18 protein-coding genes and 1 tRNA gene are annotated in these 18089 nt (G+C 32.7%); 15 read left to right on the top strand and 4 right to left on the bottom strand.

Annotated elements, in window-relative coordinates; genetic code table 11:
* Positions 1–190: 190 nt before the first annotated feature.
* Both ASF10_RS08150 and ribD read right to left on the bottom strand, forming a co-directional pair.
* Positions 191–793 carry an HAD family hydrolase gene (locus ASF10_RS08150; RefSeq protein WP_056247538.1) on the bottom strand — a complete coding sequence of 201 codons (603 nt, stop codon included), beginning with the start codon at positions 791–793 and terminating at the stop codon, positions 191–193.
* Entirely contained in the window at positions 786–1835 is a 1050-nt protein-coding gene (ribD, locus tag ASF10_RS08145; RefSeq protein WP_056247537.1) for a bifunctional diaminohydroxyphosphoribosylaminopyrimidine deaminase/5-amino-6-(5-phosphoribosylamino)uracil reductase RibD, read from the bottom strand. Before ribD ends, ASF10_RS08150 begins: the two co-directional genes overlap by 8 nt.
* Positions 1836–1941: 106 nt before the next feature.
* Here ribD and ASF10_RS08140 point away from each other — a divergent pair, with 106 nt between their 5' ends.
* Genes ASF10_RS08140 through prmC form a run of 3 tightly spaced genes read left to right on the top strand, consistent with a single transcriptional unit; the run spans position 1942 to position 4144 of the window.
* Positions 1942–2427: a GNAT family N-acetyltransferase gene (locus tag ASF10_RS08140; RefSeq protein WP_056247534.1), complete on the top strand. Its 486-nt coding sequence runs from the start codon at positions 1942–1944 to the stop codon at positions 2425–2427.
* Between the two features lie 4 nt (positions 2428–2431).
* Positions 2432–3247 carry a hypothetical protein gene (locus tag ASF10_RS08135; protein ID WP_056247532.1) on the top strand — a complete coding sequence of 272 codons (816 nt, stop codon included), beginning with the start codon at positions 2432–2434 and terminating at the stop codon, positions 3245–3247.
* A gap of 33 nt (positions 3248–3280) precedes the next feature.
* Complete coding sequence (gene prmC / locus ASF10_RS08130; RefSeq protein WP_056247530.1) at positions 3281–4144, top strand: peptide chain release factor N(5)-glutamine methyltransferase; 864 nt, start codon at positions 3281–3283, stop codon at positions 4142–4144.
* 30 nt (positions 4145–4174) lie between these two features.
* Here the strand turns inward: prmC and ASF10_RS08125 are convergent, their stop codons facing one another.
* Complete coding sequence (locus ASF10_RS08125; protein WP_056247529.1) at positions 4175–5419, bottom strand: ABC transporter permease; 1245 nt, start codon at positions 5417–5419, stop codon at positions 4175–4177.
* A 179-nt stretch (positions 5420–5598) separates the two neighbouring features.
* Here ASF10_RS08125 and hisS point away from each other — a divergent pair, with 179 nt between their 5' ends.
* The 12 genes from hisS (at position 5599) to ASF10_RS08065 (ending at position 16957) form a co-directional block, all read left to right on the top strand.
* On the top strand, positions 5599–7026 hold the full coding sequence (gene hisS / locus ASF10_RS08120) for a histidine--tRNA ligase (protein WP_056247527.1): 1428 nt from the start codon (positions 5599–5601) through the stop codon (positions 7024–7026).
* A 519-nt stretch (positions 7027–7545) separates the two neighbouring features.
* Positions 7546–7616: transfer RNA gene (locus ASF10_RS08115), tRNA-Trp, on the top strand.
* Between the two features lie 475 nt (positions 7617–8091).
* On the top strand, positions 8092–8670 hold the full coding sequence (locus ASF10_RS08110) for a nucleotide exchange factor GrpE (protein WP_056247525.1): 579 nt from the start codon (positions 8092–8094) through the stop codon (positions 8668–8670).
* A gap of 91 nt (positions 8671–8761) precedes the next feature.
* Positions 8762–9877, top strand: coding sequence for a molecular chaperone DnaJ (dnaJ, locus tag ASF10_RS08105; RefSeq protein ID WP_056247523.1), 1116 nt, complete (start codon positions 8762–8764; stop codon positions 9875–9877).
* Positions 9878–10041: 164 nt separating this feature from the next.
* Positions 10042–10962 (top strand): ABC transporter ATP-binding protein, encoded by a 921-nt coding sequence (locus ASF10_RS08100; protein ID WP_056247521.1) that lies wholly within the window; start codon positions 10042–10044, stop codon positions 10960–10962.
* 100 nt (positions 10963–11062) lie between these two features.
* Positions 11063–12379, top strand: a complete 1317-nt coding sequence (locus tag ASF10_RS08095; RefSeq protein WP_056247519.1) for an ABC transporter permease — start codon at positions 11063–11065, stop codon at positions 12377–12379.
* Between the two features lie 108 nt (positions 12380–12487).
* Complete coding sequence (locus tag ASF10_RS08090) at positions 12488–13651, top strand: sigma-54-dependent transcriptional regulator (protein ID WP_056247517.1); 1164 nt, start codon at positions 12488–12490, stop codon at positions 13649–13651.
* A gap of 101 nt (positions 13652–13752) precedes the next feature.
* Positions 13753–14418: a DEAD/DEAH box helicase gene (locus tag ASF10_RS08085; protein ID WP_056247515.1), complete on the top strand. Its 666-nt coding sequence runs from the start codon at positions 13753–13755 to the stop codon at positions 14416–14418.
* 70 nt (positions 14419–14488) lie between these two features.
* Positions 14489–15304, top strand: coding sequence for an alpha/beta hydrolase (locus tag ASF10_RS08080; protein WP_056247513.1), 816 nt, complete (start codon positions 14489–14491; stop codon positions 15302–15304).
* Between the two features lie 27 nt (positions 15305–15331).
* On the top strand, positions 15332–15550 hold the full coding sequence (locus tag ASF10_RS08075) for a putative signal transducing protein (RefSeq protein ID WP_056247511.1): 219 nt from the start codon (positions 15332–15334) through the stop codon (positions 15548–15550).
* Positions 15551–15615: 65 nt separating this feature from the next.
* Complete coding sequence (locus ASF10_RS08070; RefSeq protein ID WP_056247508.1) at positions 15616–16419, top strand: Cof-type HAD-IIB family hydrolase; 804 nt, start codon at positions 15616–15618, stop codon at positions 16417–16419.
* Positions 16420–16429: 10 nt separating this feature from the next.
* Entirely contained in the window at positions 16430–16957 is a 528-nt protein-coding gene (locus ASF10_RS08065; protein ID WP_056247506.1) for a GNAT family N-acetyltransferase, read from the top strand.
* Between the two features lie 106 nt (positions 16958–17063).
* Here the strand turns inward: ASF10_RS08065 and ASF10_RS08060 are convergent, their stop codons facing one another.
* Positions 17064–17588 (bottom strand): hypothetical protein, encoded by a 525-nt coding sequence (locus ASF10_RS08060; RefSeq protein ID WP_056247505.1) that lies wholly within the window; start codon positions 17586–17588, stop codon positions 17064–17066.
* Positions 17589–18089: the final 501 nt, after the last annotated feature.

Genomic DNA, 18089 nt, shown 5'->3' with positions numbered 1-18089 from the left:
ATTGTTAAAAGTTGTTACAGCTTCTTGTTGCCACAGATTAAAAAGATTAAAATGATTTTTCTATTTTGTTTTAATTTTTTACTGTGACTAAATGTTTAAAAGATTAAACCGATCTGTGCAGATTATAATTTAATCTGCTCAATCTGCGTGAAAAAATCATTTTGATCTTTTTAATCTGTGGCTAAATAATTTATATTATTTTTTTATCAAATAAATCCACGACATCTTCCTCACCAACTTGCAAATTCCAAACATGGAAACCTAATGCTGCTGCAGAATCTGTGTTTTCTTTTTTATCATCTACAAATAAAGTGCGTTTTGGGGATAATTCGTGTTTGTTGATTAAATACTGAAAAACTTCAGCATTTGGTTTTCGCATTCCAATTTCAAACGAAAAATAAACTTTCTCAAAACATTGATAGAAATCACTGTAAAACGAAATTCCGGTTTTGTTTTCGAAAGTCTCAATATGAATAGCATCTGTATTACTTAATAAGAACAAACGATATTTTTTAGAAAGCATTTGCAAAAACTCTAATCGATATAAAGGGAAATCTGCTAAAACTGCATTCCAGGCATTTAGAATTTCTTCGATAGAAGCGTTTGGAAGTTCCTTTTGAAAACCCGCCAAAAAATCATCATGCGAAATATCTCCGGTTTCAAACAAAAGGTTCAGACGATCCAATTCGGCATTCCATTCTGTCATGCCTAATTTTTGCAATCCTGAAATAGTGGCTTGTTTGTCTAAATTGATAAATATATCTCCAAAGTCAAAAATTATAGTATCAATCATGATTTCTAATGTTTATTAATTCGTCGCCCAGTAAATAAGTCTTAGTCAGGTTTTTCTTTTGGGTAACAGGAGCTTTTGTGCCTTTTGAAAAAATTGCTTTTCCAATAAAAATACGGGCTTCATCCCAAATATCTTCATCTATAAAAGATTGTAAAGTCTGTAATCCTCCTTCGATAATAACAGACTGTATTTGATGTTGATATAATACAGATAAAATCTGCGGTATTATATTCTGCTTAAAATCAATTATTTCAAAAATAGTATTTTCTGTTGAGCTGTTTGTTTCAGATTTAGTAAATACAATAGTTTTTATAGTATTATCAAAAATGAAACTGTCTTTTGAAATGCGATTATTTTGGTCTAAAATAACTCTTACCGGATTATTTCCTGACCAATCTCTCGTGTTTAATTTGGGATTATCCTCAATAACAGTTTGAGTTCCTGCCAGAATTGCCTGTTCTTCACTGCGCCATTTATGAACCAGTTGCCTTGAATATTGATTCGTGATCCAGAAAGGTTTTCTGTCTTGATTGGGTTCTTTTTCAGGAGATAAAAAACCGTTCTGACTTTCGGCCCATTTCAATATTATATAAGGTCTCTTTTTTTGATGAAAAGTAAAAAAACGTTTGTTTAGTTCGTTGCATTCATTTTCAAGAACGCCAACAACAACATTAACGCCGGCAGCAATTAATTTTTTAATGCCGTTTCCTGCCACTTTTTCATTGGGATCTACAGTTCCAACAACTACATTAGGAATTTTATGTTCTATAATTAAGTCGCAGCACGGAGGCGTTTTTCCAAAATGACTGCAAGGTTCTAAGCTTACATAAATAGTAGCTTTTTTTAATAATGATTTATCTTTTACAGATCGAATTGCGTTAACTTCAGCATGTGGTTCTCCGGCTTTTTTGTGCCAGCCTTCGCCAATGATTTGATTTTCATAAACAACTACGCTTCCAACCATTGGGTTAGGATATGTAGTTCCAAACCCATTTTGTGCTAATTTAATGCAACGTTTTATGTATTTTTCATGTATATTCACAGTGCAAAAGTAGTTATTTTTGTTTAGTTCGATAGTTAACACAATAGTTAAGAAACTATCAAAAAACTATTTTTACTTTTGTAATAGGTAATACGAATAAAGAAATATGAAAAATTGGGTTATCAGATCTATTAAAAAGGAAGACAATCAGGCAGTTGCTCAATTAATAAGATCGGTTTTTGATGAAATGGAAATACCAAAAGTAGGCACAGCTTATGAAGATCCTTATTTAGATTTAATGTTTGAGGAATATAATAAGCCACAATCGGTTTATTATGTGGTAGAAAATGAAGGCGAAATTGTAGGTTGCGCAGGAATCGCACCATTAGAAAATGGAGATTCAGCTATATGCGAATTACAAAAAATGTACTTTTTGCCAAAAACCCGTGGTTTGGGTATTGGTACAAAAATGATGGAAAAATGTTTAGAGCAAGCCCGAAATTTTGGTTTCGAAAAATGTTATATAGAAACAATGCCATTTATGCATGCCGCACAAAAATTATATAAAAAATCAGGATTTGAATATTTAGATGCTCCCATGGGATGTACCGGGCATAGTTCTTGTCCTGTGTGGATGTTGAAAGATTTATAAGCTTATGAAAAAAAATGTTTTTGGAATTATTTTAGTTTCGGTTTTATTTTCTTGTAATGGTTCTCAAGAAAAAAAGGTAGAAAAAGCCAGTATTATTAAGACAACGATTGCTAAAGATTCTCTTAAAGAGGATGAAAATGTAGCAAATGTGTCAAATGAAGAGTTTAAAAAAGAATTTGATATTCTAATACCAAGAAGTTATCGAACTTATGATGCTAAAAATCCTGCAACTTCCTTAAGTGAAAAATGGATTGAGTTGTATGAAGAAAACGGAACATATTATTTAGGAAAAGCTAATTTTAAAACAGAAAAAGATTTTGATGAATGTACCGGAGATTCTCTGGTATCAATTTCACCTAAAAATAAAGTCATCGTTTTTATGGATTTGCCGGAACTGAAAACAGGAAGTGTGAAATCTGTAAAAATTAATAAACGAAAAATTTGGCCTAAAGAAAAAGCAACATATACATTTAACAATGTCAGTTATGCTTTTAGAGCCGAAGGAAAAGTTCTTTCCCAATTTAAAACAGATTCTGATAATGATGGAGAAGAAATTTTTAAAAATGTAGCCAATTATAAACTTTATTTGACCATAGGAAATGGTGTTGAAAAATTGCTTCTGGCAGAAGATTCATTTCAGGATACATTTGTAGAGTTGCTTTTTGCAGGAGATATTGACGGAGACGGAAAATTGGATTTTGTTTTTGGCGCAAATAGAAATTATGAAGAGGAACGTGTGATTTTGTTTCTTTCATCAAAAGCTAAAAACGAAGATACTGTAAAAAAAGTTTCAGAAATAGCAGTGCAATTTGATTGCTAAGCAAATCTTTTTATAATAACAGATATAAGAAAAATGAAAATCAAACAATATCGTACTCAGTTTATTAAAGAATTATCACCTTTTTACGATGCGTACGAAGCGGAAAGTTTTTTCTATTTGATTTTAGAAGACAAGCATAAATTACGGCAAATTGATTTGGCACTAAATCATGAATTAACTTTTTCAGAAAGTGATTTCGTTATTTGGGATTCCTTTTTGACTCAATTAAAAAAAGAAGTTCCAATCCAGTATTTATTGGGTAAAACTAATTTTTATGGTTTGGATTTTGAAGTCAACGAAAATGTTTTGATTCCAAGGCCCGAAACAGAAGAATTAGTAGAATGGATTATCAATGAAAATTCTAAAATTGATATTTCAAAAAAAATAAAAATCCTGGACATAGGAACCGGAAGCGGATGTATTGCTATTTCGTTGGCAAAAAATATTCCAAACGCAGAAGTTTATGCTATTGATGTTTCGAAAAAAGCATTAGAAACAGCAAAAAAGAACGCGATGAACAATAATGTAGAAGTGACATTCATGTTCAAAAATATTTTAGAACTTGATGTTTTAAAATATGATTTTGATATTATTGTCTCAAACCCACCCTATGTTCGTAATTTAGAGAAACAGGAAATTAAAAAGAATGTACTCGATTATGAACCACATCTGGCACTTTTTGTAGAAGATAATGATGCCTTGGTTTTTTATAGAAAAATAGCAAAACTGGCTCAGAATAATCTTTTACAAAATGGACAATTGTATTTTGAAATCAACCAGTATTTGGGTGACGAAATGAGAGAATTGCTGGAAAATATGAATTTTACTAATATCGAATTAAGAAAAGATATTTATGATAATGACAGAATGATTTCCTGCAAAGTTTCTATGGCTTAATAATCCAGTCATGAATTAAAAGCCATGAAATTACTCATAACGCAAAGCTTCAATAGGATCTAATTGAGACGCTTTAATCGCGGGATATAAACCAGAAACAATTGCAACGGTAAAACTAGTTGCAAATGCTGCAAAAATAGCCACCCACGGCACTACAAACACAAAACTCATTGCGGTTGCGATGGCAAAACCCAAAAGAATTCCGATTACAATACCAATCAAACCCCCAATTTGTCCAATCAGTAAAGTTTCGATAAAAAACTGAACAGCGATTGTTATTTTTTTTGCGCCCAAAGCTTTTCTAACACCTATTTCTCGCGTACGTTCTGTAACCGAAACAATCATAATATTCATCAACGCGATAGAAGATCCTAAAATAGTGATAACACTAATAATCCAGGACGCCCAGCCTAAATATTTTGTGATTCCCAGAATACGGTTTATCAAATCATCGCTACGCCCAATTCCGAAATTATTATCACGAATAGGACTCAATTTTCGTACTCTTCGCATCGTACTTGTGGCGTTATCGATAGCTTCGTCAAGAAGTTCTTTTTTAGCAACCATTACACTTAACGTATAATTGATATTTGGCGCCGTAAATAAAGATCTTGCTACTTGTATCGGGATTAAAACGCGTAAATCCTGACTGTTTCCAAACGTTGATCCTTTTTCTTTTAGAACTCCAATAACTTTAAAACGAGCACCACGAATAGAAATTATTTTATCGATTGGATTTACGTCTTTTAATAAACCTTTTTCAAAATCTGATCCTACAACGCAGGAATAGGTATTGTTTTCAATGTCAAACTGATTAAAACTGCGACCAGAACTTATTTCTAAACCTGAGTTAGAGATAAAATGTTCATCGACACCAAGAACGCTGATTTCCGGATCTGTTTTTTTATCTACATATTTTACTTCTGCAGTTTTTGTTGCGGTAAAAGACAGCGAAGTTTCTGTAAAAGGATATCTGTATTTATTCTTAAAAGCAACCGCTTCCGGGTAGGAAATAATCGGGTTTACGATTTCACGCTCGTTACTTCCGCGGTTTTTAAGATTGTTTTCGTATTGGTTAATATTGAAAGTATTTGCTCCCATAGAAGCAAAATTTGTCGAAATTGTGTTTTCAAGCGCCGTCACAACAGTCAGGATTCCTACCAAAGCCGTAATCCCTATAGCGATAATTAATACAGTAAGAATAGTACGCAACAATTGTGTTTTGATAGAACCAAAAGCAATTCGGATATTTTCTTTAAATAATTTTAGCATCATGACCAATTTGTCACGAAAATACGTTTTTTGTTACAAGTTTGTTTTCGAACTCATATTATTTATTTTAAAAAGTTAGATATTTGCGGACGATTAAAATTAAAAGAAAATAATGTTAAAGAATTTAGAGGTAAGTTTTCAAGGAATCTAAAATCTAAAATCAACAATCTAAAATAAAAAAGATGGCTTCAAAACCAAGTATTCCACAAGGAACAAGAGATTTTTCACCTGCAGAGGTGTCAAAACGTCAATATATAATTCAGGCAATAAAAAATAATTTCGAGAAATTTGGTTTTCAACCGATAGAGACCCCTTCGTTTGAAAATTCAGATACCTTAATGGGGAAATACGGCGAAGAAGGTGATCGCTTGATTTTTAAAATATTGAACTCAGGGAATTTTTTCTTCAATAAAAATAAAATTGAATTGCCGGAATCTATAGAATCTTTACAAGTTAATTCGGCTGAAACTATTGATTTAAGTCAAAGAATTGAGCTGAATAAATTTACAGGGAAAATTTCTGAAAAAGCTTTACGTTACGATCTAACCGTTCCGTTTGCAAGATACGTGGTGCAGCACCAAAACGAAATTGAATTTCCATTTAAAAGATACCAGATTCAACCGGTTTGGAGAGCTGACAGACCGCAAAGAGGTCGTTACAGAGAGTTTTATCAATGTGATGCTGATGTTGTAGGTTCAAAATCATTGTGGCAGGAAGTAGAATTGGTTCAATTATATGATACAGTTTTTACCTCTTTAGGTTTAGAAGGTGTAACAATTAAAATCAATAACAGAAAAATATTATCCGGAATTGCTGAAGTTATCGGAGCATCAGATAAGTTGATCGATTTTACAGTAGCTCTGGATAAGCTGGATAAAATTGGTGAAGACGGTGTAAAAAAAGAAATGATCGAAAAAGGTATTGCCGAAGATGCTTTGGTAAAAGTTCAGCCGCTTTTTAGTTTTACAGGAACTTTTTCGGATAAAATTAGCCAGCTTTCAGATTTATTAGCAGAATCCGAAGAAGGAATGAAAGGAGTAGAGGAGTTGAAATTTATTTGTGACAATGTGACAACTTTAGGTTTGGCAACAGCAACTTTAGATCTTGATGTAACGCTTGCTCGTGGATTAAACTATTATACAGGAGCTATTTTTGAAGTAGCCGCGCCAAAAAACGTTTCGATGGGATCTATTGGTGGTGGCGGAAGATATGATGATCTTACTGGTATTTTTGGATTGAAAAATATGAGTGGTGTCGGAATTTCTTTCGGTCTGGATCGTATTTATCTTGTTCTGGAAGAATTACAATTATTCCCGGAAACTGTTGCAGCGACATCAAAAGCATTGTTTATTAATTACGGAGATGCCGAGGCTTTATACGCGTCGCAGGCAATCCAGAAATTAAGACAAGAAAATATAAAAGTAGAATTGTATCCTGATAATGTAAAAGTGGGAAAACAATTTCAGTATGCAGATAAACGCTTGATTCCGTTTGCAGTAATCGCCGGAGAACAAGAAATTGCATCAAATTCATATTCGCTTAAAAACCTGGTTTCAGGCGAGCAAATCTCTGTTGATTTTGAAGGATTAAAAGCTACTTTATTGACATAAGAGTTTAACCGCAAAGTGCGCTAAAATTTAATTTTACTTCACGCATAGAAAACACAAAGTTCGCAAAGCTAGATCAATACAATCCCGATAGCTATCGGGATTGCGAACTTTGTGTTTTTATAAAACCATACTTTTAAAATCTTAGCGACCTTTGCGGTTAATTCACAAAATTTTGAGCTTAATGTCGATAAATAATTCGTGAATTCGTGGCAGATTAATCATAAGTGTTCTAAGATTTAATTTTACTTCACGCATAGAAAACACAAAGTTCGCAAAGCCAGATCAATACAAAGCTTTGCGAGCTTTGTGTTTTTATAAAACCATACTTTTAAAAATCTTAGCGACCTTTGCGGTTAATTCGCAAAGATTTTGTTTTGATTAAAAAAACGTAAAATTCACAAAGTTCTGAAAGTGATTGTGTTAATAAATCCTGGCGTTTATCTGCTTAAAACTTTTTGAAATTTGCGTGAAATAGTTGGTGAGAAAGAAAAAAAAGCATTTAATTTGCGGCCTTAAGTTACGGGCGTAGTTCAAGGGTAGAATAGCGGTCTCCAAAACCGTTGATGGGGGTTCGAATCCCTCCGCCCGTGCAATGAGATTTATTTTTTACCGTAAAGAGCGCAAGGAATTTATCTAAGATATTTTTAAGAAAAAAGAAAAGGTTCGCAAAGCTAAATCAATATAAAGCTTTGCGAGCTTTTTCTTTTTTTAAAAGCTAAGAGTAAAAAACTTAGCGTTCTTTGCGGTAAATTTTTTTGTCAAAAATCATAAAAAAAAAGCTTCGTCTGAAATAGGCGAAGCTTTTTTTAATATAAGGTAAACTTGAATTAATAATTATTTATGAAGCCGAGGCCAACCCTTAAATTCAATTTTGATAGGTAATAAATTTTGATTTCCAATTTGGATCTCAAATATACTACAAACTAAAACGTAATAGTCTTAAAATTGTATTAAATTTTGTGAGATTAAATTTGCCTTTTTAAAAGACTCAATTGTAATAAAGTGACAATTTGACATTTTGAAAGATTTGGCAGTACTTTTGCAATCCAACAGAAAGAATAAAAAATGAAGTTTAAAAATATTTTTAAAAATAAAAGTAATATGACTACGGAAAATACAGAGTTCGATCAGGAATTAGATGATGTAACGTTAGAGAACAACGCCAACGGTGAACAATTAATTGTTGAAGAATTAAGTGTTGAAGAGCAATTGGCTCAAGACTTGGCAAAAGAAAAAGATAAGTTTTTGAGATTATTTGCTGAATTTGAAAATTACAAAAAAAGAACTTCAAAAGAGCGTATCGATTTGTTTAAAACAGCAAACCAAGAAGTTTTGTTAGCAATGCTTCCTGTTTTGGATGATTTTGACAGAGCGGCTGTAGAAATCAATAAATCTGACGATGAAAACTTGAAAAAAGGAGTAGAGTTGATTCATGAAAAACTAAAAAGTACTTTAGTATCTAAAGGCTTAGAGCAAGTTGAAGTAAGAGCAGGTGATGCTTTTAATGCTGATTTTGCTGAGGCAATTACCCAAATTCCAGCTCCGTCTGATAAATTAAAAGGGAAAATTGTTGACGTTATTGAAAAAGGATACAAATTAGGAGACAAAATTATTCGTTTCCCTAAAGTGGTTATCGGAAACTAAAAAATGTAAATTAGATTCTGAATATCAATTTTTTAAGAATTGGATTTTGGAATTTATCCTGATAATTTCGGGATGGAATTTAACCTAAATTATGAAAAAAGATTTTTACGAAATACTAGGCATTTCAAAAAATGCTGATGCTGCCGAAATTAAAAAAGCGTACCGAAAAAGTGCGTTGAAATATCACCCGGATAAAAATCCAGGCGACAAAGAGGCAGAAGAAAACTTTAAATTAGCGGCAGAAGCTTATGAAGTTCTAAGCGATCCTAACAAAAAAGCTAAATACGATCAATACGGACATCAGGCTTTTGATGGTTCCGGAGGTTTTGGTGGTGGTGGCCACGGCGGTATGAATATGGATGACATCTTCAGCCAGTTTGGTGATATTTTTGGTGGTGGATTTGGAGGTTTCGGCGGAGGCGGAGGCGGTGGTCCTCGTCGTGCTAAAGGAAGCAATCTTCGAATTAAAGTAAAATTGACTTTAGAAGAAATTGCAAATGGTGTTGAGAAAAAAGTAAAAGTAAAACGTAAAGTTCAGGCTAAAGGCGTTACATACAAAACGTGTTCTACTTGTAACGGTCAGGGACAAGTAATGCGTGTAACCAATACAATTTTAGGAAGAATGCAATCTGCATCTACTTGTCCTACTTGTGGAGGTTCTGGTCAGATTTTAGATAAAAGACCTTCTGAGGCAGATGCACAAGGAATGGTTCAGGAAGATGAAACAGTATCAATCAAAATTCCTGCTGGAGTTGTTGATGGTATGCAATTGAAAGTTTCTAACAAAGGAAACGATGCTCCCGGAAATAGTATTCCTGGTGATTTAATTGTAGCTATCGAAGAATTAGAGCACGAATTCCTGAAACGTGAAGGTGAAAATGTTCATTATGATTTGTACATTAGTTTCCCGGAAGCAGTCTTAGGAGTTTCTAAAGATATTGAAGCCATAAACGGAAAAGTTCGTATTAAGTTAGAAGAAGGAATTCAATCCGGAAAAATTTTAAGATTAAAAGGAAAAGGTATTCCAAGTATAAACGGTTACGGAAGCGGAGATTTATTAGTTCACGTAAATGTTTGGACACCAAAAACGTTGAATAAAGAGCAAAAACAGTTTTTTGAAAATGCTTTAAACGACGAACATTTTATTCCGAGCCCTGAAAAATCAGAAAAATCATTTTTTGAGAAAGTAAAAGATATGTTTTCATAAGCTAAACTTTTTCTAAAAAGAAGCAAATAAATTTTAAAACCCATTCTAATGCAAATTTAGAATGGGTTTTTTGCGTAATTATACAAAGATTCGCTTCGAATTATTTACTTTTACAGGCTGTTGATCATAATGATCAAACTGAAGCTGAAAATCTTAAATATAGCATGAGCAACTTACTCGAAGTACATAAAGTCGTAAAACAATACGGTGATTATGTAGCGCTTAACGAAGTTTCATTAAATGTACCAAAAGGCAGTATTTACGGCTTATTAGGACCCAATGGAGCTGGAAAAACTTCCCTTATACGAATCATCAATCAAATTACTTTGCCGGATAGTGGCGAAATAATTCTGGATGGAGAAAAATTGCAGCCAAAACACGTACAAACTATTGGATATCTTCCTGAAGAGAGAGGATTGTATACTTCTATGAAAGTTGGTGAACAATGTTTGTATTTGGCACAAATGAAAGGACTTTCTAAAGCCGAAGCAAAAGTGCAATTAGAATATTGGTTTGATCGTTTGGGAATTCAGGGTTGGTGGAATAAAAAGATCCAGGAACTTTCTAAAGGAATGGCGCAAAAAATTCAGTTTGTGGTTTGTGTATTGCATAAACCTAAACTATTGATTTTTGATGAACCTTTCTCCGGATTTGATCCTGTAAATGCCAATGTTATCAAAGACGAAATTTTAGCATTAAAAGAACAAGGAGCTACAATTATCTTTTCGACACATCGTATGGAAAGTGTTGAGGAACTTTGCGATCATATTGCCTTAATTCATAAATCGAACAAATTAATCGAAGGAAAACTAAGCGATGTAAAACGTCAGTTTAGGACCAATAGTTTCGAAGTTGGAATTTTGACCAGTAATGTCGAAGGTTTGATGTATGATATTACACAAAAATTCACGGTTTCGCCGGCAAATTTTAAATCCTTAAATGATGATTTGAAATTAGATATTCAAATTGGAAATTCGACTCCAAATGAGTTATTAAATATACTGACTCAAAGAGGACAAGTAACGCATTTCGTGGAAAAAATACCAAGTGTAAACGATATTTTTATTCAAACAGTAACCGGATAGATTTTTAGATCGTTAGATTTCTTAGATTCTTAGACTGAATCTGGAAATCTAAAAAAATCTAATAATCTAAAAAAGTCTAAAAATCTAATTAATCTAAAAAATGAGTATTATTTCGTTGATTATAAAAAGAGAGTTTATTGCAAAAGTTCGTAATAAATCTTTTGTTGTCATGACTTTTTTAAGTCCATTATTGTTTGTGGCAATAGCTGGGTTTATTGGGTATTTGAGTTCGATGAAAGCCGAAACCAAACGCATTGCAATTCATGATGAAACAGGTTTGTTTGCAAATGATTTTGTAAAACAGAATAAAAAAGAAGCCGCCTTTAAATATTTGAATTTATCTGAAATTGATGTAAAAGCATTAAAAGACAGCATTACAAATGAAAATTTTGATGGTTTAATTATTATTCCAAAAACAAATAACTTAAAAGATTTAGAAAGTAAAATTGAATTTATTTCGAATAATAGTCCAAGTATTTCATTTATCGAAAAAACGCAGGACGTTATTGGCGAGAAAATAACAAAGATAAATCTTGAAACAGCAAAGCTGGATACTTTGGCCATTCAAAAAGCACAATCAGCTGTAAATATGCATTTGATAAAAGCTTCTGGCGAAGAAAGTCTGAAAGGATTAAATGAAATTAAAATAGGAATTGGCGGAGCATTTGGATATTTGATTATGATGTTCATTATTATCTACGGAAACATGGTAATGAGAAGCGTAATCGAAGAAAAAACAAACCGAATTATAGAGATCATTATTTCATCTGTAAAACCGTTTCAGTTAATGATAGGTAAAATCATTGGGACATCTCTTGCAGGGTTGTTACAATTTATTATTTGGGCCATTATTGGTTTAACTTTAATGTTTGCTGCTTCCTCTTTTTTTGGAGTAAATGTGGGTCCAACAGCCAGAATTTCACCTGAATTAATGCAGTCTGCGCAAAACGAAATGTCCGGAAGTGCCCAAATGTATATTAGCGAATTATGGAATTTGCCAATCGCAAGTATCTTAATTGGATTTGTAATTTATTTTATAGGAGGTTACTTTTTATATAGTTCCTTTTATGCAGCAATTGGAGCTGCAGTTGACAATCAAACTGATTCGCAACAGTTTCTGTTGCCTATTTTAATGCCACTTATTTTAAGTGTTTACATCGGATTTTTTACAGTTGTAAATGATCCACACGGAACAATTGCAGTGATATTTTCGATGATTCCGTTAACCTCGCCAATTGTAATGTTAATGCGACTTCCGTTTGGCGTGCCGTGGTGGCAAATCGCAATTTCGGTATCATTATTGTTTGCTACGTTTTTCCTTGTAGTTTGGTTCGCCGCTAAAATTTACCGAATTGGTATTTTAATGTACGGCAAAAAACCAACCTGGAAAGAATTGTATAAATGGCTTAAATATTAATTTTTAAAGTTGCTAAGACGCTAAGGTTCTGAGTTGCTAAGTTTTTTAGCTTCTTGAATTACACCTTAGAACCTTAGTAACTCAGAACCTTAGAACCTCAAAAAAAAAATGAGCAAAATACTAATTATAGAAGACGAAGCATCGATCAGGAGAGTTTTGGTAAAAATTTTATCAGAAGAAAATGATACCTATCAGGTAGAAGAAGCAGAAGATGGAGTTGCGGGTCTTGAAAAAATAAAAAACAACGATTACGATTTGGTTTTGTGCGATATCAAAATGCCAAAAATGGACGGTGTTGAGGTTTTGGAAGAAGCTAAAAAAATAAAACCTGAAATTCCGATGGTCATGATTTCCGGTCACGGCGATATGGAAACAGCGATTCATACCATGCGTTTGGGAGCGTTTGATTATATCTCAAAACCACCTGATTTAAACCGTTTATTAAATACTGTTCGTAATGCTTTAGATAAAAAACAGCTTGTAGTTGAGAATAAAATCCTAAAGAAAAAAGTAAGCAAAAACTACGAAATGGTAGGAGAGAGCGAAGCCATTAATCATATTAAAGTTATGATTGATAAAGTAGCTCAAACTGAAGCCAGGGTTTTGATTACAGGACCAAACGGAACGGGAAAAGAATTAGTAGCACATCAATTGCATGAAAAAAGCGAACGTGCTAATTATCCTTTGATTGAAGTAAACTGTGCTGCAATACCAAGTGAATTGATCGAAAGCGAATTGTTTGGTCACGTAAAAGGCGCCTTTACATCAGCAGTAAAAGATCGTGCAGGAAAGTTTGAAGCAGCAGATAAGGGAACTATTTTCTTAGACGAAATTGGTGATATGAGTCTTTCTGCGCAAGCCAAAGTATTGCGTGCCTTGCAGGAAAGTATGATTACGAGAGTTGGTGCCGAAAAAGATATAAAAGTCGATGTTCGTGTTGTGGCTGCAACAAATAAAGATTTAAAAACTGAAATTGCCGAAGGGCGTTTCCGTGAAGATTTATACCATCGTTTGGCTGTGATCTTGATAAAAGTTCCGCCATTAAACGAAAGACGTGATGATATTCCGGCTTTGATTAGGCATTTTGCGGCAAAAATTGCTTCGGAACAAGGAAATGTAGTTAAAGTATTTTCGGCGCAAGCCATAAAATTATTGCAGGAATACGATTGGACAGGAAATATTCGTGAACTTCGAAATGTAGTCGAAAGATTGATTATTTTAGGAAGTAATGAAATTTCTGAAACTGATGTAAAAATGTTTGCAAGCAAATAGTTGCTTCGCGCATTAGGCTTTAAGCTATAGGCTTTAGGCTGATAAAATTAAAAATAATTTTTGCTTATGGCTTATTGCCTAAAGCTTAAAGCATAAAAAAAATGAAACTAAAAAAAATAAACGAAAAATTACAAGACGCTTTAATCGAAAATGGTTTAACAGAAGCAAATGTTTTGCAACAGGAAACTTTTTCGACGATAAAAAGTGGTGCTGATTGTATTATCCTTTCTCCAGCAGGAAGCGGAAAATCAACTACAATTGTAATAAATGTAATCCAGCAATTGGCAGGTCAAACAGAAGAATCGCCTCGTGCTTTGATTTTTGTGGAGGATAAAGCAAAAGTTTTGGAGATGGTCGAACTTTTTGAGAAATACGGAAAATATTCTAATCTTGAAGTTTATGGTGTTCACGACAAAGGCGATACAGATTATGATAAAAATTATATTTCTACCGGAATAGATGTTTTAATTGGTACGCCTAATAAACTAAGTGATATGTTTACGACTGCAGGATATAATGTAAACCGCTTAAAAATGTTTATTATCGACGATGCAGATCCTATGTTAAAATTGCGTCATGAAACTAAAATCATGCGTATTTCGAATAGTATCACAAAAACGCAACGTATTATTTTTGCTGAACAACTGACAGAACGTATCGAAATTTTAGCTGATAAAATGATGTTAGAGCCTTTTTTGTTTGATATGGATGAAGAAGGTGAAGAGGAACTTGACGAAGAAGAAGACGATATACAAGAAGAGGAATAAAAGTCGCAGTTTTCAGTCTCAGTCTCAGGTTGAAAACTTTGACTGCGATTGAAAAGTAAAAAAGTAATCTATGGAAATGTTGAAAACGCTTAAATTTTTAACAATTGTGCTTCTTGCATTTTTTGTTTTCATTTATGTAGTTGTTGTTTTCTATGTGTATTTCAACCAAGTTGGAATGGTTTTTCAGAGTGCGAGACTTCCAAAAGATTATCAGTTTGATTATCAGCATAAATTTGAAGAATTGAACATCAAGTCTTTTGATGGTATAAAATTAAATGGATTGTTATTCAAGGCAGAAAACTCTAAAGGTTTGATTTTCTATCTTCATGGCAATGCAGGAACGTTAGAAACCTGGGGGAAAATTGCTAAAATCTACACCAATTTAGGATATGATATTTTTATTTTGGATTATAGAAGTTTTGGCAAAAGCGAAGGAGAAATAGAAAACGAAGACCAGTTAAATAAAGATGTTGCTATTGTCTATAAAGCATTAAGCAAACGATATCCTGAAAATAAAATTATTATAACCGGTTATTCAATAGGTTCCGGATTTGCAACTATTTTGGCAGCACAGAACAATGCAAAAGCTTTGATTTTGCAATCGCCATATTATAGCTTTACAGAATTATCGAGTAGTAAGGTTCGGTTTTTTCCTGATTTCCTGAAGAAGTTTAGTCTGGAAACATATGAATATTTGCCAAAGATCAAAGTGCCAATTTATATTTTTCATGGTATGAAGGATGAATTGATTCCTTATGAAAATTCGGTTAGATTAAGTCGTCTTTTAAAGGATAATGGACATTTTTACCCATTAAAAGATCAGGAACATACTGGAATGAATGAAAATAATGATTTTCAAAATCAGTTAAAGACAATATTAGAATAAATAAAATAATTACAAAAACAGAATCTCATGGGATTAATGAAAGTGTATTCAGGAAGTGAAGTTTTAGCGCTTGCTTTGCAGGAAAGATTAGAACAAGCAGGAGTAGAAACAGTAAAAAAAGATAATATTCAATCAGCTCGCCTGGGAGGTTTTGGACAATCTGATTTAGCAGTTGAGGTATTTATTCAGGAAACTGATTTTGCAAAGGCAAATCCGGTTATTGAAGAATTCAGAATGAGTATCTAAAGAAAGTAAATAGTCTCAGTATTCAGTCACTGTAAACTGTGACTGCGACTGAAAACTCAAAAAATATGCAATATAAAATGCTAGTGCTCGACATGGATGATACCTTGTTGACAGACGATCATAAAATTTCAGCGCTTAACAAAAAAGTACTTCTTGAAGCTCAGGCAAAAGGAGTTTATGTGGTCCTGGCTTCAGGAAGACCTACATCTGCAATGACGGCTTATGCAAAAGATTTACAATTAGATTTAAACGATTCTTATATTATTTCGTTTAATGGTGCCGTTATCAGTACCGTAAAAGACGATCTTGTTTTGTTTGAACAATGTTTAACACCGGAACAAATTCATGATTTATACGATTATAGTGTAAAAATGAAAACCCACATTATAACGTATCTGGATGGTGAAATTATAAGCGAAACAGATTCTGAGTATATTGAGATCGAAAAAGAAATCACTGGATTACCGCATAATAAAGTATCAGATTTTAAAGCAGCAGTTCAAAAACCTGCAGTAAAATGTATTTTATTAGCTGAACCTTCTTATTTAAAAGAAGTAGAGAAAGATTTAAAAGCGGCAATGCCACATTTAAGTATTGCAATGTCTAAACCTTTTTTCTTGGAAGCAGCACAAAATGGTATTGATAAAGCGGCAAGTATTAAATTATTGGCTGAAAAGCTAAACATTCATCAAAGCGAAATTATTGCTGTAGGGAATGCAGGAAATGATCTAACAATGATCGAATATGCGGGACTTGGCGTTTGGGTTGATAATGTAACGCCTGAGTTGCGTGACAGGGCAAATGTAATTGTAGCTTCGAATAATAATGATGGAGTTGCCGAAGTTGTACAACGCTATATTTTGAATTAAATTTATTTAAATGAAAGAACCAATAGAAACCGACCGTCTTATTTTACGAGAATTACTTTTGTCAGATGTTGAGGGAATGTTCGAATTGGATTCTAATCCTAATGTGCATCTTTTTCTGGGAAATAAACCTGTAAAAGATATTCAGGAAAGTCTGGATCAAATTAAAAACATTCAGCAACAATATAAAGATTTAGGAATTGGTCGCTGGGCTGTAATTCTTAAAGAAACAAATGAGTTTTTAGGCTGGTCCGGAATAAAATTCATTACAAACGAAATCAATAATCATAAAGATTTTTATGAGATAGGATATCGTTTCATCGAGAAACATTGGGGAAAAGGATATGCTACCGAAGCCGGAAAAGCTTTTATTGACTATGCATTTAATGTAATGAAAATAGAAGCAGTTTATGCCTACGCAGATGCAGGAAATGAAAACTCCAGAAGAATTCTTGAAAAGCTGGGTTTGCGTTACGTAAATTCTTTTGAATATGAAGAAGAATTGGAAGTTTGGTACCAATTAAAAAATCCAAACTTATAGAGAATCCTAAGAAATGCGTTCCAAATCTTTGTAAACTCTTATTTAAGATTACAAAGATTTGGAAAACAGCTCGTAGTTTTTAATACTTTAAAATAAGCATCAAGTATTATTTTTTAGCTACAGAAACAAAATATTTATTTCCGTCACCCATTGTCAGTTTAACACGCTCGTCGCAAAGATCTATTGCAAAATTAGCACTTTCGTAACAAGTACAAGTAGTGTTTTTGTCTTTAGACATTTCAGTTTTACAATTGTTGTTTTTAAAAGTAGACAACTGCGGTGTGTACAAGCTTACCAAATCCGTAGAAGCTGTTACTAATGAAATAATACTTGCCGAATTGTTATTTGTAATTCTATAAACAATTCTATCAGTATAGTTTACTTCATTTACAGTTACTTTACGAATATAAGTATAAGCCGTTGAGCCTTCACCTGGTTCTTTTACTTCAAATTTAAATCCAACCGCACGAATTGCAATATCAAATTGTGATTGAGAGTTTAAGCTCGCCCAGTTTGTCAATGTACTAATAGATGGAAATGGATTAGTAGCTGGAGCACTAGCATTCGTTTGCGCTTGCGAGCTAAAAATGGTTAAGAACATCAAGCAGATTGTGGGTAAAAATGCCTTCATATGGAGTTTTAATTTTTAATTTTTGCCTACTCTTTCTGGTTTTCGGCATTCCCATTTTTTATAATAACAAAACAACAACATAACGATGGAAAATCAAAATTGTTATGACTTAATTATTATTTAAATAATATAAATTTATTTAACTGCTTTTGACGAAGTGAATATACCTCTAAAAAACAATCTAAACAAAGTTAAATGTAAGAAAATTTCAATTTAAGACTCAGAAAAATGCATTTAATCGATATTATTTGCATTTAATCGATTATTTTGTCATTTTATTCTTATTGAATTTCTACTTTAATTTTTTTAAAAGAGAATTTATGCACTGTTAGTTGGTTTAATTTTTTGTTTTTTAACATACACCAAAATAATGGTTTGCTCCAAAATATTGATATATAGTATATTATTGATTTTATTTTAAAGAATATTGTACGTAAATTTGCAAACTCTTTAAAAGAGATGTAAATATAATATCTTACTACTTAAAACGTAGTTTATTCC

The organism is Flavobacterium sp. Leaf82 (assembly GCF_001422725.1).
Classification (GTDB): Bacteria; Bacteroidota; Bacteroidia; order Flavobacteriales; family Flavobacteriaceae; genus Flavobacterium.
Note: the sequence above shows the minus strand (reverse complement) of the source record. Positions and strands in the feature narration are given on the sequence as shown.